Genomic DNA, 22,377 nt, shown 5'->3' with positions numbered 1-22,377 from the left:
CGGTGCAGAGCGGTGCGTTCGCCGACCGCGCTGACGCCGATCGGATCAGCGGATGCCGATCAGCTGACCGTCCCGAGGACGTCGACGACGTAGACGAGAGCCGAATTGGCGGGAGCCTTGAGGATCTGCTGGTCCTGGGCGGTCTGGTCGGCGGGCACGACGACAAGCACCTGCGACCCGACGGTCTGCCCCTCGAGCGCCGAGGCGAGGGCCGGCGGGAGCTGGGACACGGTCGCCTGTCCGGGCGCGCCGTTCTTCCACGTCGAGGCGAAGGTGGTGGTCGCGCCCCAGGCGACACCCTGGATGTGGATGACCACCGAGGAGTCGGCGGTCAGCACGTCGCCGTCGCCCTTCTTGATGGTCTGCGACCGCGTCTGCGTCGGTGCGTCGCCGGCGGGGATGACCACGCCGGGCGTGCCGTCGGGGGCGCGGACGACCGAGGGCATGCCCGAGTCGGCGTTGTACTGGTCGGCGCCGTCGGCGGCGGGGAGGAAGACCTTGCGCACGTCGAAGACGAAGACCGCCCCGTCGCCCTCGTTGACGCCGAGGGCCTGCGCACCCTGGGTGCCCAGCTCGGAGCCGGGGATGGCGACCGCGACGCGCGAGCCCTCGGCCACGCAGTGCAGCAGCGGCGCGATCGCGGGGATCGCCTGTGTCAGGCGCGGCAGGGGCGTCGCCGACTTCACGTCGGAAGCGTAGGTCGTCGCGACGAGCTGCGAGCCCGTGGCGGCGTCGAACACCGTCACATCGACCAGTGAGAGCTGGTCGTCGCTCGTGATGCGCTGACCGTCGCCCTCGATGAGCGTCTGCGTCCCGGCCGTTTCGGGAACGAAGGGCGAGCGCACCGACACGGTGGGCGCGGTGCCGAAGTCACCGCTCGCGTCGACCACCGAGGCGATGGCACTGTCGGTGGGCGTCGGGCACGACGAAGCGGCGGATGCCGAGCACCCGACGAGGCCGAATCCGGCCAGGGCGGTCACGGCCACGAGAGCGGGGAGTCTACGCACCGGATCAGTTTAGGCGGTCGAACCGGGGTCCTCCGACGAGGCGCCCGCGACGGACTGCCGAACACCCTCGGCCGACTTCTGCGCCTCGCGCACGCGCTTGCGGAGATTCTTGTCGGTGATCTGACGGTCGCCGACCGCACCGGGCGTCCACAGTTCCACGTCTTCGTCGCCGTAGCTCGACTTCGACGCGCGACGCTTCACCTCGGGAGGAATGGCACCGGGCGCCAGGCGGCGGGCGGTGATGAGGAAGCCCGTGTGCGCCACCATGCGGTGGTCGGGGCGCACCGCGAGGCCCTCGACGTGCCACCCGCGGACCATGGTCTCGCTCGCATCCGGCTCGGTGAACAGTCCCGTCGCGCGGATGTACTCGGCCACACGGCTGAGCTGTGTGGCGGTGGCGATGTAGCAGAGCACCACGCCGCCCGGGGTCAGGGCGTCGGCCGCGGCGTCGATGCACTCCCACGGCGCGAGCATGTCGAGCACGATGCGGTCGACCGAGGCGGGGGCCACGGCATCGGGGAGACTCCCGACGAGATCGCCGACGACGACCTCCCAGGTCGCGGGCAGCTCGCCGTGGAACGTCTCGACGTTGGCGCGGGCGACCTCGGCGAACTCTTCGCGGCGCTCGAACGAGAGCAGCCGCCCCGCCGGGCCGATCGCACGCAGGAGCCACAGCGACAGCGCGCCCGAACCGACGCCGGCTTCGACGACGGTGGCGCCGGGGAAGATATCGGCCTGCGCGAGGATCTGCGCGGCATCCTTCGGGTAGACGATCGCCGCACCACGCGGCATCGACATGACGAAGTCGCGCAGCAGGGGGCGGACGGCGAGGTAGTCGTGGCCGGAGCTGTTGGTCACCACGCTGCCGTCGGGCTCGCCGACGAGGAGCGAGTGCTTCAGCACGCCGTTGTGGGTGTGCAGCTCGCCTTCTTCGCGCAGGGTGATCGTGTGCATGCGCCCCTTGGGGCCGGTCAGCTGCACCCGATCGCCGACCCGGAAGGGGCCGCTCAGGTGGGGGGTCTCGCTCATCGGGTGACTCGTGTCTCTTCGGGGTGTGTCGGGGCGTGCGCGGTGTGGAGCGCCCGCAGGTCGGAGGTCGCGCGACCCTCGAGGCTCGGCCAGAGCTCGTGCGCGCCGACCCCCTCGAGCGGCACCATGAGGGGCACTCCCAGCGCGACGGCGCCGCTGGCGATCGCCGAGCGCAGTCCGTTCGGGGAGTCCTCGATCGCCACGGTGTCGCGGATGTCGACGCCGAGTGCGGCGGCGGCCTGCAGGTAGGGATCGGGGTAAGGCTTCGGGCGCTCGACGTCGTCGCCGGCGACCACGAGGTCGAAGGCCGGGAAGTCGATGAGCTCGACCACCGACAGCGCCATGCGGCGCATCGACATCGTCACGAGGGCGGTCTTGACCCCGTGGGCGCGGAGGTCGGCGAGCAGCTCACGGGCACCCGGGCGGAACGGCACGCCCGTGACGGCGAGCTGACGCTGCACCTCGTCGGTGAGGTAGGAGATGATCTCGTCGACGCCCCAGGGCACTCCCGCGTTCTGCAACAAGCGCGCGGAATCCTCCAGGGCGAGCCCGACCATGCCGAGCGCCTGCTCGTGCGACCACGAGCCGCCGAAGCGCTCTACGAGCGGGGTCTCCGCGGCCATCCAGTACGGCTCGGTGTCGACCAGCGTGCCGTCCATGTCCCAGAGGACGGCGGCGGGAGCGGGGGAAGTCATCGCTCCATCCTATTGAGGGCGCCGCTTCCGCCCCGTTCGACGCGAGGCCCGCGCGGGCCGGGACCGGCTCGGTGCGCGCGGGTGCGCCTATTCTGGAAGCCAGCCCCGACGGGGCAGAGGAGGTTGCGTGGACGCACTGGGTCGCCGGATCATCGTCGCCGCGTTCGACGGATGGAACGATGCCGGAGAAGCCGCGTCGGCGGCCGCAGCGATGCTGCGGGCCGACGTGGAGTACGAGGTCGTCCACACGGTCGACCCCGAACTGTACTTCGACTACCAGTACACGCGCCCCCAGGTCGGACTGGATGCCGAGGGGCGCCGCACCCTCAGCTGGCCCGAAGCCACGCTGCTGCGTCCCGTCGAGCGATCCGACGAGGCCGAGATCTGGCTGCTCGTGGGGGTCGAGCCCGCGCGCGCCTGGCAGGCGTTCGCGGCCGAGTTCATCGACGTCGCCCTGCGCGAGGACGTCTCGGGCTTCGTGGCGCTGGGCTCGATGATGTCCGACGTGCCGCATACGCGGCCCATCTCGGTGTTCGCCGGCAGCGACAACGAGGCCGTACGCCAGTCGCTGGGGCTCGAACGGAGCCTGTACGAGGGGCCGGTCGGCATCCTGAGCGCCATCGGCCATGTGTCGGAGACGGTGGGGATCCCGACCGCGAGCCTGTGGGCGAGCGTGCCGCACTACGTCGCCGGGCACACACCCTCCCCCAAGGCCACCCTCGCCCTGCTCGAGAAACTCGAGTCCGTCACGGGGATCGCCGTGCCGCGCGGAGACCTCGAGAACGAGTCGCGCCTGTGGGAGGCCTCGATCGATGCGGCCGCGGCCGACGACGACGAGATGAGCGAGTACATCCGCCAGCTCGAGCAGACCCGCGACACGTGGGACTCTCCCGAAGCCTCGGGAGACGCGATCGCCCAGGAGTTCGAGCGCTATCTCCGCCGTGGCGGCGACGGCCCCACCAAGCCCGGTCGCGACGACCCGCCCCGGCGCTGACGAGGACTCGCCGACGCCTCCCCCGGTCCCTTCGACGGGCTCGCGTACCTCTCTCTGCCTGAGCGCCACCACCCCGGGTCGGGGCGGAGTCTGGCCGCACCGCCGGGACCCTCGTCTGCACGACGAAGGCGCCGCCCCGAACGGGACGACGCCTTCGCGGCATCCGGGATCAACCGGTGATGGCGGAGTACGCCGGCAGCACGCCGAACGTGAGCAGCACCATGATCAGCACCCCCAGGGCCACGCGGTAGATCACGAACGGCAGGAAGCTGCCGCGCTTGAGGTACTGCATGAGGAAGGCGATCACAACGTAGCCGACGACGAACGCGATGAGGGTCGCCAGCGCCGTCTCACCGAGGTTGTACGGGCCGGTACCCTCGTCGAAGCTCTTGTACAGCTCGAAGAACCCGCTCGCGAAGACCGCGGGGACGGCGAGGAGGAACGAGTATTCCGCGGCCGCCGTGCGCGTGTACCCGAGGGCGCGGCCGAGGGTCGTGGTCGCCCCCGAGCGAGAGACGCCGGGGACGAGAGCGAGGGCCTGCGCGACACCGAACGCGATACCGTGCGGGTAGGTCAGGTCGTCGAGCTCCCGACGACGCTTTCCGTAGTGGTCGGCGAGACCGAGCAGGATGCCGAAGACGATGAGCACCACCGCGGTGATCCACAGGCTCCGGAAGTTGTCACGGATGAGACTCTGCAGCAGCACGCCGAGCAGCGCGATCGGCAGCGTGCCGATGATGACCAACCAGCCCATGCGGGAGTCGGGGTCGGTGCGGGGCACCTTGCCGGTGAGCGAGCCGAACCATCGAGAGATGACCCGGACGATCTTCTTGCGGAAGTAGATGAGCACCGCGAGCTCGGTGCCGATCTGGGTGATGGCGGTGAACGTCGCGCCGGGGTCGGTCTTCGACGGGAGGAACTCCCCCACGATGCGCAGGTGGGCACTCGAGGAGATGGGGAGGAACTCGGTGAGGCCCTGGACGAGCCCGAGGACGATGACCTCGAAGATATGCATGCGGTCCTTCAGTACGTGCGGATGAGGTCGGCGAGGACTCGCTGACCGAACTGGAGCGCGTCGACGGGGACGCGCTCGTCGACCCCGTGGAACATCCCGGTGAAGTCGAGATCGGCGGGAAGGCGCAGCGGTGCGAATCCGTAACCGGCGATGCCGAGGCCGGCGAGGGCCTTGTTGTCGGTGCCGCCGCCCATGAGATACGGCACGACCGGCACGCCGGGATCGTGCCGACCGAGCTGTGCGATCATCGCGTCGACGAGGTCTCCCGAGAAGGGCACCTCGAGGCCGATGTCCTGGTGGACGATCTCGATCTCGACGTCGGGTCCGACGATCCGGCGGATGTCGGCGAGAGCCGCGTCTTCGGTGCCGGGGAGCACGCGCACGTCGATGAGCGCTTCGGCGCGGTCGGGAATGACGTTGTGCTTGTAGCCGGCGGTGAGGCCGGTCGGATTCGTCGTCGTGCGCAGGGTGGAACGGATGAAGCTGGATGCCGCGCCGGTGCGCAGGGCGAGAGCGTCGGGGTCGCCCGCGTCGTCGCCGGTGATCTCGGCCAGGCCCTCGAGCAACTGCCTGGTGGTGTCGGTGAGGCGGATCGGCCACTCGGTGCGGCCGAGGGCCGCGACGGCCTCGGCGAGCCTCGTCACGGCGTTGTCGGGGTGCAGGCCGCTGCCGTGGCCCGCGCGACCGCGCGCGACGAGCTTGATCCAGACGAGGGCCTTCTCGCCCACCTGCAGCAGGTACGCGCGGCGGTCGCCCACGGAAATGGAGTACCCGCCGACCTCGCTGATGGCCTCGGTGGCCCCGGCGAACCACTCGGGGCGGTTTTCAACCACGAGCGCCGAGCCCTCCACTCCGCCGTTCTCCTCGTCGGCGAAGAACGTCACGATGATGTCGCGCTCGGGCTGCTCCCCCGCGCGCAGCACGTCGGCGACGGCGGTGAGGATCATGGCATCCATGTCCTTCATGTCGACGGCCCCGCGACCCCAGAGCACGCCGTCGCGGATCTCGCCCGCGAAGGGGTCGACGCTCCAGTCGGCGGCGACGGCCGGCACCACGTCGAGGTGGCCGTGCAGGATCAGGGCGGGCTTGTCGGGGTTGCGCCCGGGGATGCGGGCGCAGACGTTCGTGCGACGCTCGATGGGCTCGTAGTACTCGACCTCGAGGCCGAGGGCTTCGAGGTATGCACCGACGTACTCGGCCGCTTCGCGCTCGCCCTCGGCTCGCCCCCCGCCGTAGTTCGAGGTGTCGAACCGGATGAGGTCGCGGGCGACGCGGGCGACCTCGGGGATATCGGTGTCGAGCTCGGGCATGCGCTCTACGGTACCGGGGGCGAGTGCGTTCCCCCGCCGCGTGTCGCCCCGGGACGCGCCCGGGCGGCGGCGACGATTCGAGGCGGCCTCTGGAGCGTGGTAATGTCGTTCTTCGTTGCGAAAGCAGCAAAACACCCAGATGCGCGGGTGGCGGAATAGGTAGACGCGCTAGCTTGAGGTGCTAGTGCCCTTTAACGGGCGTGGGGGTTCAAGTCCCCCCTCGCGCACAGAATGAAGAAGGCCCCGGATTCGTCCGGGGCCTTCTTCGTTGTCTGCGTCGGCAGCCGTACAGCCAACCGATAGCCCCCACTGTCTGCCGACATAGGCCGCGTCCCTATCTTCCTTGCCGATAACGGTTCTCATTCGCAGAGAGCCGATCGCCGAAGGGACACCGACCTCCATGAAGACTGCGCGCACCGTCGTCGCCGCCACCGCCTGCGTTTCTCTCCTCACCCTCATCCTCGCCGGATGCTCGACCGGGGCGTCATCCGCCGCTCCCGCCGCGGCCACCGACTCCAGCCCGAAGATCACCGTCGTCGCCGGAGAGAACGAGTACGCCGACGTCGTGCAGCAGATCGGCGGCGACCGTGTCGATGTCTCGGCGATCATGAGCGATCCCAACACCGACCCCCACACCTTCGAGGCGAGTGCGAGCGTGGCGAAGGAGATCGCCGGCGCCCAGCTCGTGGTGCAGAACGGTCTCGGATACGACGACTTCATGACCGATCTCGAGAAGGCCTCCCCCGACGCGAACCGCTCGGTCATCGTCGCCCAGGACGTCTTGGGCCTTCCCGACAGCACCGACAACCCGCACCTCTGGTACGACCCGAAGACGATGCCCGCCGTCGCGAGCGCCGTCGCCGACAAGCTCAGCGAACTCGACCCGGCGAGCGCCGACGCGTTCCGCACGAACCTGGCGACCTTCACGGCCTCTCTGAGCGACTGGACCGACGCTCTCTCGTCCTTCGCGAAAGACCACCCGAAGACACCGGTGGCCGTGACCGAGCCCGTCGCGGACTTCATGCTGCAGGCGGCGGATGCCGACGTCAAGACGCCGTGGAACCTGCAGGCGGCCATCATGAACGACACAGACCCCTCGGCCCAGGACACCGCGACGCAGGACGCCCTGTTCACCGGCAAGCAGGTGAAGGTGTTCCTGTACAACCAGCAGGTCACCGACGACACGACCGACAAGTACCTGCAGCTGGCGAAGGACAACGGCATCCCGGTGGTCGGCGTGTACGAGACGATGCCGGCGAACTACCACTACCAGGACTGGATGCTGGCCGAGGTGAAGGCGCTCGAGACGGCTGTCACCCAGGGCACCTCGACCGAGCACCTGTGAGCGAGGATTTTCCGCACCGCGATCCCGACGTCGTCCTCCGGGCACGCGGGATCGCGGTGCGTCTCGGCGGTGCTCCCGTGCTCGAAGACGTCGATCTCGACGTTCCGCCGGGTGCGATCGTCGGGTTGATCGGGGCGAACGGCGCGGGCAAGACCACGCTGCTGCGGGTGCTGCTCGGCATCCTGCGTCCGCACTCCGGTCGGGTACACCGCCCGGACCGGCGCGCGGGCATCGGATACGTACCGCAGAAGATCAGCCTCGACCCGCACGCGCCGCTGCGCGCCCGAGATGTCGTGATGCTCGGTCTCGACGGAGCGCGGCTCGGGATTCCGCTCGGGCGGGGGCGGCTGCGCGGCGTCGTCGACGAGGCTCTCGCCCGCGTGGGGGCGACGGGGTTCGCCGATGCGCGCGTGGGCGAGCTCTCGGGCGGGCAGCAGCAGCGCGTGCTGTTGGCACACGCGATCGTGAGCCGCCCCGCCCTGCTGCTGCTGGACGAGCCGCTCGCGAGTCTCGACCCGGTGAGCGCGCGCGACGTCGTCGTGCTGCTCGACGAGCTGCGCCGGCAGAGCGGCGTGGCGATCGTGGTCACCGCACACGATCTCACCCTGCTGCTGCCCGTGCTCGACCGTGTCGCGTACCTCGCGGGCGGTCGAGCGGCGGTGGGAACGCCGGCGGAGGTGGTGCGAGACGACGTGCTGAGTGAGCTGTACCGCCGTCCAATGCGGGTGATCGAGGCGGCGGGACGCACCTTCGTCGTCGCCGACGAGGGGGTGACGAACGCGTGAGCGCCGTGCTCTCGGCGTTCTTCGTCAGCCCGACGGTGCAGACGGCCCTCGTGGTGGGCACGGTGGTCGCTGTGGTGTCGGGCATCGTCGGGGTGTTCACCATCACGCGCGGAGAGTCGTTCGCGGGGCACGCGCTCGCCGACCTCGGGGCGGTCGGGGGCTCGGGCGCGTTCCTTCTGGGGGTCAGCCAGCTGTGGGGGTTCGTTCTGGCGGGGGTGGTGTCCGCCGTGGCCATGGAGGCGATCGGGACACGTCGCCTCGAGGGACGCGATGTCGCCACGGGGGTCGTCTTCGGCGCGGGGATGGGGCTGACCGCTCTGTTCCTGACGCTCGACACCCTGATCGGCGGTTCGAGCAACGCGGCGATCTCGGTGCTGTTCGGCTCACTGTTCTCGGTCGACTCACGGCTCGTGCCGGTCATCGTCGCCCTGGGGGCCGCCACCCTCGCGATCGTCGCCGCGGTCTGGCGGTGGGTGAGTCTCGAGACGCTCGATCGCGATCTCGCCGCCGCGCGCGGGGTGCCGACGCGTGGGGCGAGCACGCTGTTCCTGATCGCGCTCGCTCTGTCCGTGCAACTGTCGTCGCTGTCGATCGGAGCGATCCTCTCGACGGCGCTGCTCATCGGCCCGGCGGCGACCGCCCTGCTGTTCACACGGCGGCTGGGGACCGCTGCCGCGCTGGCCGCGGTCATCGCTGTGGGTCAGGTCGGGGTCGGCTGCCTGGTGTCGTTCGCGAGCTACGACTGGTTCGGCGGCAACAGCTGGCCCGTGAGCTTCACGATCGTCGCGGCGGTGTTCCTCACCTACATGGGCGCGCGCGCCGTCGACGCCCTCCGTCCCCTCGTCCACCGAACGGCCGTGGCGTGATGTTCGCTGCATACTTGATGACCGCATGGGCGGGAGGGACCATCGTGGCGGTGGTCGCGGGCGTCGTCGGCTTCTTCGTCGTGCTGCGCGGCAACGCCTTCTTCGCCCACGCCGTGCCGCACGGCGCGTTCGCCGGGGCGGCCGGGGCGGTGCTGATCGGGGCGAACCCGCTCGTGGGCCTCGGGGTCTTCGCCGCGGGCGGGGCGGTGGGCATCGTGTTGCTGGGACGCCGGGCTCGACACGACGTCGTCACGGCCCTGACCCTCGTGACCATGCTCGCCCTCGGCGCGCTGTTCCTCAGCCGCTCGCGCGAGTACTCGGCGCAGGTGTTCGCCCTGCTGTTCGGTCAGATCCTCGGTGTCTCGCCCGGTCAGCTCGTCACGATGAGCCTGCTCGGGCTCGGGTGCCTCGGGCTGGTCGCGCTCATCGCGAGGCCTCTCCTTCTGGCATCCGTCTCCCCCGCCCTCGCCGCCGCGCGTGGAGTACCGATCACGGGGGTGGACCTGGTGTTCGCGCTCGTGATCGCCGCCGCGACGACGGTGAGCGTTCCGATGGTGGGGGCGCTGCTGATGTTCGCGCTGCTCATCGGCCCCCCGGCCGCCGCGCAGGTGCTCGCGCGGACGCCCGGTCGGGGCCTGTCGCTGTCGATCGTCCTCACGCTCGTCACCGTGTGGGCATCGATCGCGCTCGCCGTGACCACCGACCTGCCGATCGGGTTCTTCGCCACGGCAATCGGTGCACTGCTGTACGCGGGCGCTCGCGGCGCGGCGCGGTCACGTCACCGCCGGCTGGGATGATCCGGATATGCGAACCCGGCGCCGAGGCGGCGACCCTGACATCGCCAGCGCGCTGTGCAGCCGATGCGCGCCCCCGCGCCTTCCGTGACTCCGCAGAAACACCCGTGTGACATCCGCCGCTTAGCGTCGGGGCATGCCCGCTTTCACTGTCCCGACGATCGACATCTCCGCCTGGGTCGGCCCCGGGTCCTCCGACGCGCGTGCAGCGGTGGTCGCCGCGGTCGACCACGCGTGCCGCACGGTGGGCTTCATGCAGGTGGTGGGTCACGGCATCCCCGATGCCGTGATCGCGGAGCTGACCGAGGGGCTCGACGAGTTCTTCGCCCTGCCGCTGGAGGTGAAGAAGGCGTACGTGCGGCCCGCGGCGGAGAACCGCGGGTACAGCCCGCCGAAGAGCGAATCGCTCAGCTACAGCCTCGGCGTCGACCCGGTGACGCGCATGAACGACTTCTTCGAGGCGTTCAACGTGGGCACCTCCGCCGCCGAGTACCCCGGCAGCACCGCGACAGAAGCGGACTACGCCGAGAACACCTGGCCCCTCGAAACCCGGACCTTCGAGCCGGCGGTACGCGAGTACTACGACGAAGCGCGCCGGGTCGCGCATACCCTGACCCGGATCTTCGCGTCGGCCCTTCGCGTGCCCGACGACTTCTTCGACGGCGTCACCGGCCACTCGATCGACGTGCTGCGCATGAACAACTACGCCCTGCCGCCCGGCGAGATCGAGCTCGGCGCCGAGCTCACCGGCATGGGCGAGCACACCGATTTCGGTCTCGTGACGGTGCTGTGGGCGGATCAGGTCGCGGGCCTGCAGGTCTTGGCACAGGACGGCTCGTGGAACGACGTCTCCCCCGCTCGCGGAGCGCTGCTCGTCAATCTCGGCGACGTCGCCGCCCGCCTGACCAACGACCGCTGGATGTCGACGCTGCACCGGGTGAAGCCACCCGTCGTCGACGGGACGATCGAGCGGCGCCGATCCGCCGCCTTCTTCCACGACGGCAACGCCGACGCGGTCATCGCCCCGCTGCCCCACTTCGTCTCGGACGAGGCTCCGGCCCTGTACGACCCGGTGACGGTGCGCGAGCACATCACGGCGAAGCTCGCGGGGTCGCGCGCGGGCCGCAAGAACACGGGTGCACGCCGCGAGGCGGCGCGGGTCACGGCTGCCGGACGGGGCTGAGCCGGGTCGGCGCGCGGCGACGGGCGGGGCTCGCGCCCGCACGCATAAACGCGATCCGCAACCATGAACGCGCTCTCCCCGCGTTTCTGCGCGTCGATCGCGTTTCTGCGCGCAGCGGACGCGAGCGCCGCGGGGCCCGATCAGGCCGCCGACACCCCGAACAGCAGACCCAGCACGTAGGTGACCGCGGCGGCGCCGAAGCCGATCGCGAGCTGACGCAGACCGCGCTTGAGGGGTGAGGCGCCCGAGAGCAGACCGACCATCGCCCCGGTGCCGATCAAGGCGATGCCGACCAGGCCGAGCGCCAGGGCGACGGCCGCGAAGCCCGACATCCCGAAGATCCACGGCAGGACCGGGATGATCGCACCCGAGGCGAAGAACAAGAAGCTCGACAGGGCCGCCCCCCACGCGCTGCCGACGACGTCGTGAGACGACTCGCCCGGGGCTGCCGCTGCCGGTGCGGTGCCGGCCCGGGCCGCGGTGACGACCTCGCGGGCCCGTTCGAGGGCGGCATCGGCATCCATCCCGCGGGTGCGGTAGACGAGCGCGAGCTCGTTGGCATCCAGGTCGAGATGGGGAAGGGCCGAGTCGGCGAAGTCGCTCTCTTCGGTGGCTTCGAGCAGCTCGCGCTGCGAACGCACCGAGACGAACTCGCCGGCGCCCATCGAGAGGGCTCCCGCGAGCAGGCCTGCGATACCGCTGAACAGCACGAAGCTCGGGGCGACGCCGGTGGCGCCGACTCCCATGACGAGGGCGAGGTTCGACACGAGGCCGTCGTTCGCGCCGAACACGGCCGCGCGGAAAGTCCCCGAGAGGCGACGGCGCCCGCGGGCGGCGAGGCCGCGCACGACCTCGTGGTGCACACGCTCGTCGGCCGCCATCGCGGGGGTGGCATAGGGTTCGTCGGCGTAGGGCGAGCGGGCCTCGGCGTTCTGGGCCAGGGCCAGCACGAAGATCGATCCGAACCGGCGGGCCATCCACGCCAGCAGACGTGTCCCGATGCCGGGCTGCGGCAGTCGCGGCGGCTGCTCGCCGAGCAGGTCGATCCAGTGCTGCTCGTGGCGCCCCTCGGCCTCGGCGAGAGCGAGGAGGATCTCTCGCTCTTCGCCGGTGCGACGCGACGCGAGCTCGCGGTACACGCGCGCCTCCGCGCGTTCGTCGACGAGATAGCGCGCCCAGCGGTGGCGATCGCGGGCGGTGGGTGTGGCGGGGGTCACGGGGGCTCCTTCGGGTCGCCCCCAACGGTAGTGAGGCGGGTTCGCCCTCTCGGGCGCGTCGGCCCACACTGACAGCATTTCGGGCCTCCGAAGAGCGTGATCCCGCGGATGCCGAGGCTTCGGTGCCAGCATTTCGGCATCGCGAAAGCGGGTCGTGGGAGCGCGTCGGCGCATCGCTCCCGCACACCGGTCGGGCCTTCTCGTCGGGCTTCGCGCAGCACATCGCTGACGACGCTGTCGCAGCGTGTCACCGGGATGTCAGCGAGATGCCCTCTCGCGAGGGCGGCAGCCTCGAGCGGCTGCGAGCGGACCGGCCGGCGTGGGGCCGGGCGCAGGCCCCGAGGCGGGGCCGGGCGACGCGGGGCCGGGGCTTGCGCGCCTCAGGAATGGACGCGCTTGCGCAGCACGTCGATGCGCGCCTGCAGCTGCGCGACGGTCGCGTGCGATACCGCCGGGCCGCCGCAGATCCGCCGGAGCTCGGCGTGCACCAGGCCGTGCGGCTCGCCGCTCTGGCGCGCGTACAGGCCGACCATGGTGTTGAGCAGCTGGCGCTGCTCCTTCAGGGTGCGGTGGAGCGGAGCCGGGAGCCCCCCGTCGTCGACGGACGGCGGCTCGACACCGCTCTCCTTCTCGGTCGCTTCACGGGTGGAGCGGTGACGCGATTGCCGCGTGGCGCGCGACATGAGCACCTCGTGCACCTGCTCGGGTTCGAGGAGGCCCGGGATGCCGAGGAACTCCTCCTCCTCGATGGTTCCCGGAACCGCGAGCTGACCGAACTCCTGCCCGTCGAACATGACGCGGTCGAAATGCGCGAGCGAACCGAGGGCCTGGTACTCGAACTCCTGCTCGAGCGCGTCGGACGCCTTGTCCTCGCGCTCGGCGGCATCCATCATGTCTTCTTCGGCGTTCCACTGGTCTTCCGCGTCGCTGTCGCGGTCGAGGGCGTGCTCGCGTTGCGCCTCCATCTCGCCCGCGAGGGCGAGCAGCTGCGGAACGTTGGGGAGGAACACGCTCGCGGTCTCACCGCGACGGCGCGCGCGGACGAAACGGCCGATGGCCTGGGCGAAGAACAGCGGAGTGGAGGCGCTCGTGGCGTAGACGCCGACGGCGAGGCGCGGAACGTCCACACCCTCGGACACCATGCGCACCGCGACCATCCAGCGGCTCGTGCCCTTCGAGAAGGTCTCGATGCGCCCCGACGCCTCCGCCTCGTCGGAGAGGACGACGGTGACCTTCTCGCCGCTGATGTCTTCGAGGATGGCCGCGTACGCGCGCGCCGCGGTCTGATCGGTCGCGATGACCAGGCCCCCGGCATCCGGGACCGTCTCGCGCACCTCGGTCAGGCGCCGGTCGGCGGAGCGGAGGACCGCGGGGATCCAGTCGCCGTTCGGGTCGAGCGCGGTGCGCCAGGCCTGCGAGGTGATGTCCTTGGTGTTGTCCTGCCCGAGCTGGGCTTCCATCTCTTCGCCGGCTTTGGTGCGCCAGCGCATCTGTCCGGCGTAGACGAGGAAGAAGACGGGACGCACGACGCCGTCCTCGAGGGCGCGTTTGTAGCCGTAGGCGTAGTCGGTGCGCGAGAGGCGGATGCCCTTCGCATTCGGGTGGTACTCCACGAACGGAATGGGCGCGGTGTCGCTGCGGAACGGCGTCCCCGACAGAAGCAGGCGCCGGGTCGCGCGGTTATAGGCCTCGCGCAGGGCGTCGCCCCAGCTGAGCGCGTCTCCACCGTGATGCACTTCGTCGAGGATGACGAGTGTTCTGGCATCCATCGTCAGACGCTGGTGCACCTCGGCCTTGACCGCGACCTGGGCGTAGGTGACCGCGACGCCGTGATACTGCCGCGAGGGGGTCGCATGCCGGTTGGAGAAGAACGGATCGAGACGGATGCCGACGCGCGCGGCCGCCTCGGCCCACTGGGTCTTGAGGTGCTCGGTGGGGGCCACGACGACGATGCGGTCGACGACGCGCCGACGCATGAGCTCGGACGCGAGGCGGAGGGCGAAGGTGGTCTTACCGGCGCCAGGGGTGGCCGCGGCGAGGAAGTCGCGCGGTCCCTTCCCCTCGCCGTCGGGTCCGTCGAGACCGAAGTAGAGGTCGAGCGCCTCGGCCTGCCAGGCGCGCAAGCGCTGGGCCGTTCCCCACGGCGCGCGCTGCGGGAACGACGGCGAGAGGTGCTCGGCGGCGAAGGAGCCGAAGTGCGGCTCGACCCCGTCGAGGGCCGGGTCGGGAATCGCCCCGGGCGCGGGATCGTCGGCGACGGGCGCGGTGGCGTGGGACGGCTCGGCGACGGCTTCCGCGCCGCCTTCCGAGGCGGTTTCGGGGGCGGCGGGGGTGGATGCCGGGACCGGCAGGGCCGTGCGAGCGACGGGCCCAGGGCTCGCAATCGGGCCGGGGCTCGCGACCGGACCGGGGCTCGCGACCGGGCCGGGAGAGGCGATGCGCGGAGTCGCCGCTTCGGCGGCCGGGCTCGTGTGCGGGAGGGCCGAGGGGCGGGCTTCTTCTTCCAGCATCGAACCTCCATCCTTCGCGAGCGCGAACATCCACGATAGGCGACCTCGGAGGCCGCCACGCCCGGGCAGAAGGCCGATACGGCGCGCCACCGGCCATAAACGCGATCCGCGCCGAGCAACGCGGGCAGAGCGTGTTTCTGCGTGCGGATCGCGGTGTTGTGTGAGCTTCACGCGTGACTCGCGGCGACAGAAGACCGGTCGTCCACGCTCCTCGGTGTCGTCCGCGCACCTGTTGTCGTGGTCGGCCACGCGCAGCCGTCCGAGACGAGCGTCTACCGACGAGCCGCGGCGCGGTGTCGATGCACGCGCTCTCGCGTGGCGCACCGGGGACTGCAGAACTCCCGGTGTCCTCGCGGAGAGGTATCTACGAACGGAACGATGCACGTCGACGAGCGGCACACTCGGAGTTTGTCGAGGTCTCCGGCGGACCACAGCTCGATAGCTGCGGCGACGACCGGTTCGAGCAACGGAGCAGACGATCCGGCCTCGATCAATCTCAGGCTCACTCCACCGTTGGCACCGAATGCGAGCGTCAGCCCCAGCCTGCGGCCAAGGTCGCTCAGGGCCTCGGATGCACCCTCTCGTGGACCGAGCAAGATGCGCACGAGGTCGTCACGGACGGCGATGACAGTCGTCAGGTCGGCGGACCAGCCGTTCGAAGACAGAGCGTGCAATTGCTCGACGGTGGTCAGTTCGTCGGGGAAACCCGGCTCCGGCCGGGTGTCGAGCAGTGCGAGCAACAGAGCGCGATCGGCTCCCTGCAGGGTGACGTCATCCACGTCACCAATGTAACGCATTGGTCCGATTGTATGCGTTACGTTAACGCGATGCGCAATCATCCCGGCAATATGGGTCGTTCCTTCTGGGTGTGGCTCGGGGTTGCCTCGCTCGTGAGGTCTCCCGTTCTCATGTCTGCTGTCGCATTCAGTGCCATCGCGGCTCTCGTGCTCCAGAACCCGGACCGGGGCGGACTCCTCGCGGCGGCGAGTGTCGTCGGGATGCTGGCCGGCACGCCCGTGAGCATCGTCGCTCAACGCCTCCTCTCGACGCGGAGGCTGCTGACCATCCAGCTCCTTCTGTGCTCTGCGAGTTGGTTGGCACTGGCGTTCAGCCTGGACCGTCCCTTCGGCGTCTGGATGGCGATCTCGGCTGTCGCCGGCGTGAGCATGGCTGGATCAGCGGGGCTCATCCGCTCCACCCTGTCCGCGGCCGTGCCAGCGCGGGAACAGGCTCGAGCATCGACACTCGACGCTCTGGCACAGGACGTGCTCGTCTTCCTCGCGCCGGTATTCGTCGCCGTCGCCCTCGGCGCGGGAGCTGTCGGCGCGCCAGTGGCTGTCTCGGCACTCGCGCTCGCGGCAGTCATCGGTGTGCAGTTCCAGACAACGGACTCAGCGTCGACGCCGTCCGACGCGCATGCCCCCGAGGACGCGGTGGGCTCGACACCGCGCCCGTCGTTCCGATGGTTCACCTGGACCGTCTTCAGCGTGGGAGTCGGCATGCTGCTCGGCGCCGTCGAGGCGGGAGCGGTGGGCCTTTCGCTCCAACTGGACCTCGAGGTGCAGGACGCGTGGCTCGCATTCCTGGTTCTGGGCGCATCGAGCGCCGTCGGGGCGTGGCTGGACATCATTTGGCTCCAGCGCTGGCATCCGGCGCGACGACTCCCCCTGCTCCTCGCCCTCTTCCTCGCCGGCGCCGTCCTGCTCACGTGGGAACCGCAGTGGCTGACGGCCCTCGCGGGGTTGCTGCTCGTGGGGCTCCCTACGGCCGCTCTTCTGGGACTGCGATCGCACGTGTTCGACTCCGGCGCCGCCGCCCACCGGAAGACGGGCCTCACCCTGGCCTTCGCGGGTCAGAGCATCGGATTCGCTGCCGGTGCAGCTGGCTTGGCGCTTTCCGGTCAATCCGGAGCGCTCGTCGCCGCCGGGAGCGTCGTGGCAGTGGGAGGAGTGCTGGGAACCATTGAGCTCAGACGCCAACCCGGTGATCGTTGAGCGGGCCGTTCGCCCCGCGGCTCGACGTCGTGAAGCGTCGAAGCCAACACGTCTCAGGGTGCGGCGGTGACGGCGTGGTGCGAGCGGGTGCGGCATTCGCCGCGGCGCTTCGGAGCTTCGCAGACGACGGTGTACCCGAAACCGGGATCCGCGCCCAGAAACCCGAGCAGCAGGCGTTTCTGCGCGCGGATCGCGTTTACGCCGCCCCCGAATACGGATGCCGCGGCCGCTCGCACCCAGCTCACTCGCCGTGTCGGTGGCCGGGGGTACCGTGGAGGCCGGAGGTTTCGATGACACTCGATCCGCACTCGCCCCGCACCTCGCCCACGCCCGACAACCCCGGTCCGCACCCGTGGCGCCGCTACGTCGCCCTCGGCGACTCCTTCACCGAGGGGATCGGCGATCCGCTGCCCGACGGCGGCCACCGCGGTTGGGCCGACCGGGTCGCCGAGGTGCTCGGCGCGCAGGTCGACGATTTTGCCTACGCCAACCTCGCGGTGCGCGGAAAACTCATCGCGCAGATCGTCGCCGACCAGATCGAGCCGGCGCTCGCACTCAAGCCCGACCTCATCACCATCTCTGCGGGCGGAAACGACGTCATCCGCCCGGGCAGCGATCCCGATGCCGTGTCGCGGCAGTTCGAGAACGCCGTCGCACGTCTGCGCGCGAGCGGGGCCACCATCGTCGTCTTCACGGCGATCGACACCGAGTTCACGCCGGTGTTCCGCGGCATCCGGGGAAAGGTCGCGATCTATAACGAGAACATCCGCTCGATCGCCGATCGCTACGACTGCGTCGTCGCCGACCAATGGGGCCTGAAAGAGGTGCAGGACATGCGCTTCTTCGACGACGACCGGCTGCACTACAACTCCCTCGGCCACCACGAGGTCGCCCGTATGGTGCTGCGCGCGCTCAACGTGCCGAACGACCTCGAGCCGATGAAGGCCGAAACCCAGGCGATCACGACCTGGCGCGCCGCGCGCGAGAAAGACTTCGTGTGGGCGCGCGAGTACCTCGTGCCCTGGGTGCTGCGGCGCCTGCGGCACCAGTCGTCGGGCGATCACATCCAGGCGAAGCGGCCCGAGCCGCTGCCCGTCGTCACCCTCGCCCCGGGGCCGGATGCCGCTGCCTCCCGCGACACTCAGGTCTGACGGCCATGACTCCGCTGCCCGACCCAGTGACCGCGCTGTTGAGCGCCACCGATGCCGTCACACTGCTGCGCGACGCCGAACACCTCGCCGCGGGACTCAGCGAGGCGGGGTGGACCCCCGAGGTCGAGAGCGGGCGCTTCGGCGCTGACGGGTGGGATGTGCTGTCGTCCGCATGGGCGCCGAGCGTCTCGGTATTCCTCGACGGGTCGGAACGGTCGGTGCGCGAGGCCGCCCTGGCCGTCGCCGCGGCGATGAAGGCCGAGCCGCACCGGTGGACCTTCGACTCCGAAGGGCCTGACTGGTCCACCTGGTCCGTCGACGACGAACGCTGGGGCTCGGACGACATCGACTGGCTCGTGTGGGAAGGAACGGGTGTCTCCGTGACCCTGTTCACCGCCGGCGAGACCCCCGCGGGCCCCGGAACACTCCCGGCGCACCTGCAGCTCTCGATCGGTCGCGTCGATACCCCGTCCGAGGGCCTCCCCCGCGACGACGACCGCGCACGGAGCGTGCTGCGCGAAGGATCCGTGGTCGACAGGTGGTATCTCGCCGGCGAGCGCGACCTCCCCGCCGACGTGGTCGAGGCGCTCGAGAATGATCCGGACCCGCGCGTGCGTGCGGCGGCAGAGTCGGAACGCTGGATTCGCGAGCAGGCGTTCGGCGGACCTCAGCCGGCGGAGTGACGTCGGAGCGCCCGAGCACCTCCCTCCCCCAAAGAGCTCAAGGAGAACCCCATGCACGTCGTTATCGTCGGGGCCGGCATCGTCGGCGTCTCGGTCGCGTGCGCTCTCGCCGGGCGCGGTGTCGCGGTCACGGTGCTGGACCGTGATGGCGGAAAGCAACGCGGGTCGACGGCCTTCGCCCCCGGTTTTGTCGGGGTCTACAACGATGCGCCCGTGCTCACGGAACTCGCGCGCGCGTCGGTCGACGTCTACCGGGAGCTGCCCGCGTTCGCCCCCAGCGGCGGCCTCGAGCTGGCGACGAGCAGCGCAGGTGCTGAGACTCTCGCCGAACGTGTCCGCTCCGCCCAGCGCGCGGGACTCCGCGCGACTCTCGACTCGCCGCGAGGTCTCCCCTCGTTCGTCGACGACCGGCAGGTCGTGGCGGTCGCGCGGTACGACGACGACGGAGTCGCGACGCCTCATCTGCTGAGAGCCCAGCTGCGAGCTGTCGCCGAGAGCTCGGGCGCGCAGTTCGTCGCTCCCGCCGAGGTGGTCGATGTGCGACCGCGCGGCGGCGGATGGACGGTGCGCACCGCCGACGGACGAACCCTCACCGCCGATCAGGTCGTTCTCGCGGCGGGAATCTGGGGCCCCGGTCTCGCGGGCATGCTCGGACGACGTCTGCCTCTCTACCCGGTCGCGCATCCGTACGTGTACGCACGACCGAGAGCACCCCGCGTGGACCCGGGTCCCTTCGTGAGGTGGCCCGAGCACCACGTCTACGCGCGAGCGCACGGCGACACCCTCGGTATCGGCAGCTACGACCACCGCCCCGTGCCCGTGGCCCCCGCGGCTCTCGACGGCGGCGCCGGCCTGGCCTGGGACCCTGCGTTCGATGCTCCGATCGCGTCGGCGCAGAGCCGCCTCCATCCCGACGCTCGATTCACCCCGGCGGCACGGGTGAACGGGGTGTTCGCCATGACGCCCGACAACCTCCCCTTCCTCGGCCCGGTGCCCGGCGCGGAGGGAGCCTGGATCGCGCAGGCGATCTGGGTCACGCATGCGGGCGGCGCCGCTCTCGCGCTCTCTCGCGCTCTGTGCGGAGAGCTCGCCCTTCCCGCCGCGCTCGCCTGCGACCGGTTCGAGGACGCCCCGGCGCACGACCTCGAGACGTCGGCTCTGCGGCTGTACCGCGACATCTACGCGCACGACTCCGTGTGAGTCTGTGCGCCGGGCGTCAGCCCCGGCGACCTCGCGCCAGTTCCCACAGCGCCACCGCGCTCGCGGCGGCGACGTTGAGCGAGTCCACTCCCCCGGCCATCGGGATCGTCACGACCGTGTCGGCGGCGGCCAGCGCGCCGCGGCTCAGGCCGTCGCCCTCGGCCCCGAGCAGCAGGGCGACGCGCTCGTGCCCTGCAGCAGAGAAGGCATCGAGTGTCACCGCGTCGTCCGAAAGGGCCAGCGCGGCGAGGTGGAATCCGGCCTCGTGCAAGAGCGGCGCGGCCTCCGACCACTCGGGCAGCCGCGTCCACGGCACCTGGAACACCGTTCCCATGCTCACGCGAACGCTGCGGCGATAGAGCGGGTCGGCGCACCGGGGCGTGACGAGCACGGCATCCGCTCCGAGAGCCGCCGCCGAACGGAACGCCGCACCGATGTTGGTGTGGTCGACGATGTCTTCGAGCACGACGACGAGCCGCGCGTCGCGGACGACCTCCTCGACGGATGCCAGGGCCGGACGATGCATCGACGCCAGCAGGCCCCGGTGCACGGTGTATCCCGTGACCCGCTCGGCGATCTCGGCCGGGACGACGTAGACGTCTGCGTCGTCCCCGACCAGTGCGAGGGCATCGGCGAGGAACTTCTCCTGCACGAGGACCGAGCGGGGTCGGTGCCCCGCGCGGAGTGCGCGGTCGAGCACCTTCGACGACTCGGCGATGTACAGCCCGCCCGCGGGCTCCGACACCCGCCGCAGCGACACGTCGGTGAGGTCGCGATAGTCGGCGAGACGAGGGTCGTCGGCGGTTTCGAGGGGAATGACGGGCATCGTCCCATCGTGCCAGCACACTCCGGCCCGGTGCGGCCCGGTCCCCCGGTCGAGTGTCCGAGCACACCGCTCCTCCGTCCTCCCGCGCGGAGTGTCGTGACCACGCGGCCGGCGCGGCGGCGCCCCGAGCGTTGAGTGTCCAGAACACCCGGACGTTTCAAGAAAGCGTCCGGGTTTCTTGGACACTCAACGAGAGCACGGAGCGGTTGCGGGCCGCGGGAGCGGTGGCGGGCGCGTGAGCGTGGGAACGCAGGGACGCGACGGGATGCCGGACCCCGGGCCCTCACGCCACGTGCAGCGCGCGCCCTCCGGCGATCACCAGGGCCCGCTCGGGCTGGCGGACGAGCGCGTCCAGGGGGTTCTCGGCATCCACCAGGACGATGTCGGCGCGCGCCCCCTCGACGAGGTCGTGCACGTCTCGGCCCACGGCCCACGCGCCCGCGCTGGTCGCGAGCCGCACGACGCGGAGCAGGTCATGGTCGTGCACCAGGCCGCCGGCGCGGGCGTACTGCCAGGCGATACCGAGCGTGTCGCCGGTTCCGAACGGACTCCACAGATCCCGGATGCCGTCGGTGCCGAGACCCAACCGGACGCCGGCCGCGTCGAGTTCGGCGAGGGGCAGCTGAGCGAGGCGCAGAGGCGCGACGGTGGTCATCGAGACCCCGGCCTCGCCCATCGCCGCGAGCAGGTCGCGGCGGCGAGCAGGTTCGAGCTGGGCGACGGCGAACCCGTGGGCGATGTTCACCCGGCCGCCCAGGCCGAGGCGCTGTGTGCGCTCCACGAGCAGCTCGATCTGGAACGCGCCGAGCTCGGCCGCGTCGTGCAGGTGGATGTCGAGGCCGACGCCGGTGTCGGCGGCGAGCGCGGTGAGGGCGTCGATCTGGCCGACGGGGTCGCGGTCGATCGAGGCGGGGTCGAGACCGCCGATCGCGGTGACGCTCTCACGGCCCGCGGCCTCGCGCAGCAGCTCGAGCACGCCGGGGCGACGCAGCACCCCGTCCTGCGGGAACGCGACGATCTGCACGTCGAGAGCGCCCCCGTAGGCCGCCGCAGCTTCTTCGACCGCCTCGATCCCGCGCAGCCCCACGCCGTCATCGACGTCGACGTGCGTGCGGATCGCCGTGGTGCCGTGGCGCACGAGCTCGCGCAGCACGAACGCGGACCGCTCGAGGGAGGGGATGCCGAGCGCGTCGCGCTGTTCCCGCTCGTGGCGGATGCGCCCCTCGGTCGATCCCTCGCCGCCGTACGGCTGCCAGGGCAGTCCCCACCAGGATTTGTCGACGTGCGCGTGGGCGTTCACGATGCCCGGCAGGGCGAGCAGACCGCGCCCGTCGAACTCGCGGATGCCGATCGGCTCGGTGGCGGCGGGAGTGATCGCGGTGATGTGTCCCTCGTCGATGGCGATGTCCACGAGGTCGCCACCCCACGGCCGCACGCGGCGGAGAGAGGTGACGTCGAGCATGGCGGGCCGGGGGAAGGAGCTCATCCCCCCAGTATCGGCGCCGTGGCTCTCCGTACGACGGGGGTGTGCGACGCCGGGCGCGTCGGGTACGCGGTTGCTGGTGTAGCGAGGATCCGCGCCGGGTGCGCGACGTCGTTCGCGGGTGATGACGGGAGCCGCCCGTCTCGGCGCCGCGGTCGCGGGGGGGGGGGGGGGGGGCGGGGGGGGGGGGGGGGGGGGGCCCCCCCCCCCCCCCCCCCCGGGGGGGGGGGGGCAGGGCCCCACCGGCGGGGGGGGCGGGGGTTCTGCGACCCCTCGCCCCCGCCGTCGCC

General features: G+C 71.0%; 20 protein-coding genes and 1 tRNA gene. 11 read left to right on the top strand and 10 right to left on the bottom strand.

The annotated features are described in order from the left end of the window. Positions 1-59 precede the first annotated feature (59 nt). Genes DEU35_RS16470 through DEU35_RS16460 form a run of 3 tightly spaced genes read right to left on the bottom strand, consistent with a single transcriptional unit; the run spans position 60 to position 2,731 of the window. Positions 60-1,007, bottom strand: coding sequence for an FKBP-type peptidyl-prolyl cis-trans isomerase (locus tag DEU35_RS16470; RefSeq protein ID WP_141376824.1), 948 nt, complete (start codon positions 1,005-1,007; stop codon positions 60-62). 9 nt (positions 1,008-1,016) lie between these two features. Then, entirely contained in the window at positions 1,017-2,036 is a 1,020-nt protein-coding gene (locus tag DEU35_RS16465; protein WP_116240157.1) for a tRNA (adenine-N1)-methyltransferase, read from the bottom strand. Beyond that, entirely contained in the window at positions 2,033-2,731 is a 699-nt protein-coding gene (locus tag DEU35_RS16460; RefSeq protein ID WP_103209672.1) for an HAD family phosphatase, read from the bottom strand. The genes DEU35_RS16465 and DEU35_RS16460 overlap by 4 nt, the downstream gene beginning before the upstream one ends. 127 nt (positions 2,732-2,858) lie before the next feature. Here DEU35_RS16460 and DEU35_RS16455 point away from each other — a divergent pair, with 127 nt between their 5' ends. Then, positions 2,859-3,725: a PAC2 family protein gene (locus DEU35_RS16455; RefSeq protein WP_103209675.1), complete on the top strand. Its 867-nt coding sequence runs from the start codon at positions 2,859-2,861 to the stop codon at positions 3,723-3,725. 169 nt (positions 3,726-3,894) lie between these two features. Here the strand turns inward: DEU35_RS16455 and DEU35_RS16450 are convergent, their stop codons facing one another. After that, positions 3,895-4,740, bottom strand: coding sequence for an undecaprenyl-diphosphate phosphatase (locus tag DEU35_RS16450; RefSeq protein WP_116240156.1), 846 nt, complete (start codon positions 4,738-4,740; stop codon positions 3,895-3,897). Positions 4,741-4,748: 8 nt separating this feature from the next. After that, positions 4,749-6,050: a M20/M25/M40 family metallo-hydrolase gene (locus DEU35_RS16445; protein ID WP_116240155.1), complete on the bottom strand. Its 1,302-nt coding sequence runs from the start codon at positions 6,048-6,050 to the stop codon at positions 4,749-4,751. 141 nt (positions 6,051-6,191) lie between these two features. Here DEU35_RS16445 and DEU35_RS16440 point away from each other — a divergent pair. The 6 genes from DEU35_RS16440 (at position 6,192) to DEU35_RS16415 (ending at position 11,023) form a co-directional block, all read left to right on the top strand. Further along, positions 6,192-6,277, top strand: a tRNA-Leu gene (locus DEU35_RS16440). 173 nt (positions 6,278-6,450) lie between these two features. Then, entirely contained in the window at positions 6,451-7,395 is a 945-nt protein-coding gene (locus tag DEU35_RS16435; protein ID WP_103209682.1) for a metal ABC transporter solute-binding protein, Zn/Mn family, read from the top strand. Beyond that, a complete protein-coding gene (locus DEU35_RS16430) occupies positions 7,392-8,180 on the top strand; it encodes a metal ABC transporter ATP-binding protein (RefSeq protein WP_116240154.1) in 789 nt (262 codons plus the stop codon). Before DEU35_RS16435 ends, DEU35_RS16430 begins: the two co-directional genes overlap by 4 nt. Then, on the top strand, positions 8,177-9,046 hold the full coding sequence (locus DEU35_RS16425; protein ID WP_116240153.1) for a metal ABC transporter permease: 870 nt from the start codon (positions 8,177-8,179) through the stop codon (positions 9,044-9,046). Before DEU35_RS16430 ends, DEU35_RS16425 begins: the two co-directional genes overlap by 4 nt. Before the next feature lie 17 nt (positions 9,047-9,063). Continuing rightward, positions 9,064-9,843 carry a metal ABC transporter permease gene (locus DEU35_RS16420; protein ID WP_220340866.1) on the top strand — a complete coding sequence of 260 codons (780 nt, stop codon included), beginning with the start codon at positions 9,064-9,066 and terminating at the stop codon, positions 9,841-9,843. A 133-nt stretch (positions 9,844-9,976) separates the two neighbouring features. Then, on the top strand, positions 9,977-11,023 hold the full coding sequence (locus tag DEU35_RS16415) for an isopenicillin N synthase family oxygenase (protein WP_103209692.1): 1,047 nt from the start codon (positions 9,977-9,979) through the stop codon (positions 11,021-11,023). A 140-nt stretch (positions 11,024-11,163) separates the two neighbouring features. On the opposite strand, the gene DEU35_RS16410 is transcribed toward DEU35_RS16415, so the two are convergent. The 3 genes from DEU35_RS16410 to DEU35_RS16400 all read right to left on the bottom strand — a co-directional run bounded on the left by DEU35_RS16410 (position 11,164) and on the right by DEU35_RS16400 (position 15,529). After that, a complete protein-coding gene (locus DEU35_RS16410) occupies positions 11,164-12,240 on the bottom strand; it encodes a VIT1/CCC1 family protein (protein WP_103209695.1) in 1,077 nt (358 codons plus the stop codon). A gap of 380 nt (positions 12,241-12,620) precedes the next feature. Next, positions 12,621-14,750 (bottom strand): DEAD/DEAH box helicase, encoded by a 2,130-nt coding sequence (locus DEU35_RS16405; RefSeq protein WP_258873587.1) that lies wholly within the window; start codon positions 14,748-14,750, stop codon positions 12,621-12,623. Positions 14,751-15,022: 272 nt separating this feature from the next. Next, on the bottom strand, positions 15,023-15,529 hold the full coding sequence (locus DEU35_RS16400; RefSeq protein WP_180993463.1) for a CGNR zinc finger domain-containing protein: 507 nt from the start codon (positions 15,527-15,529) through the stop codon (positions 15,023-15,025). Between the two features lie 129 nt (positions 15,530-15,658). On the opposite strand from DEU35_RS16400, the gene DEU35_RS16395 reads away from it, so the two are divergent. From DEU35_RS16395 to DEU35_RS16375, 4 genes are all read left to right on the top strand, one after another. Further along, a complete protein-coding gene (locus tag DEU35_RS16395) occupies positions 15,659-16,744 on the top strand; it encodes a hypothetical protein (RefSeq protein WP_147301897.1) in 1,086 nt (361 codons plus the stop codon). Positions 16,745-17,034: 290 nt separating this feature from the next. Then, positions 17,035-17,895: an SGNH/GDSL hydrolase family protein gene (locus DEU35_RS16385; protein WP_103209707.1), complete on the top strand. Its 861-nt coding sequence runs from the start codon at positions 17,035-17,037 to the stop codon at positions 17,893-17,895. 5 nt (positions 17,896-17,900) lie between these two features. Further along, positions 17,901-18,578, top strand: a complete 678-nt coding sequence (locus DEU35_RS16380; RefSeq protein ID WP_116240151.1) for a hypothetical protein — start codon at positions 17,901-17,903, stop codon at positions 18,576-18,578. 51 nt (positions 18,579-18,629) lie between these two features. Further along, positions 18,630-19,778, top strand: coding sequence for an FAD-binding oxidoreductase (locus DEU35_RS16375; protein WP_116240150.1), 1,149 nt, complete (start codon positions 18,630-18,632; stop codon positions 19,776-19,778). Between the two features lie 16 nt (positions 19,779-19,794). Here DEU35_RS16375 and DEU35_RS16370 read toward each other — a convergent pair whose 3' ends face one another. Together DEU35_RS16370 and DEU35_RS16365 are read right to left on the bottom strand one after the other, a co-directional pair. Beyond that, positions 19,795-20,604: an RNA methyltransferase gene (locus tag DEU35_RS16370; RefSeq protein ID WP_103209715.1), complete on the bottom strand. Its 810-nt coding sequence runs from the start codon at positions 20,602-20,604 to the stop codon at positions 19,795-19,797. A 283-nt stretch (positions 20,605-20,887) separates the two neighbouring features. Then, positions 20,888-22,090: an amidohydrolase family protein gene (locus DEU35_RS16365; RefSeq protein ID WP_116240149.1), complete on the bottom strand. Its 1,203-nt coding sequence runs from the start codon at positions 22,088-22,090 to the stop codon at positions 20,888-20,890. Between the last annotated feature and the right edge of the window lie 287 nt (positions 22,091-22,377).

Origin of the sequence: Microbacterium sp. AG157 (assembly GCF_003385695.1) — a bacterium.
GTDB classification, from domain to species: domain Bacteria; phylum Actinomycetota; class Actinomycetes; order Actinomycetales; family Microbacteriaceae; genus Microbacterium; species Microbacterium testaceum.
The sequence above is the reverse complement of the archived record's forward strand: the minus strand, read 5'-3'. Positions and strand labels throughout refer to the sequence as shown.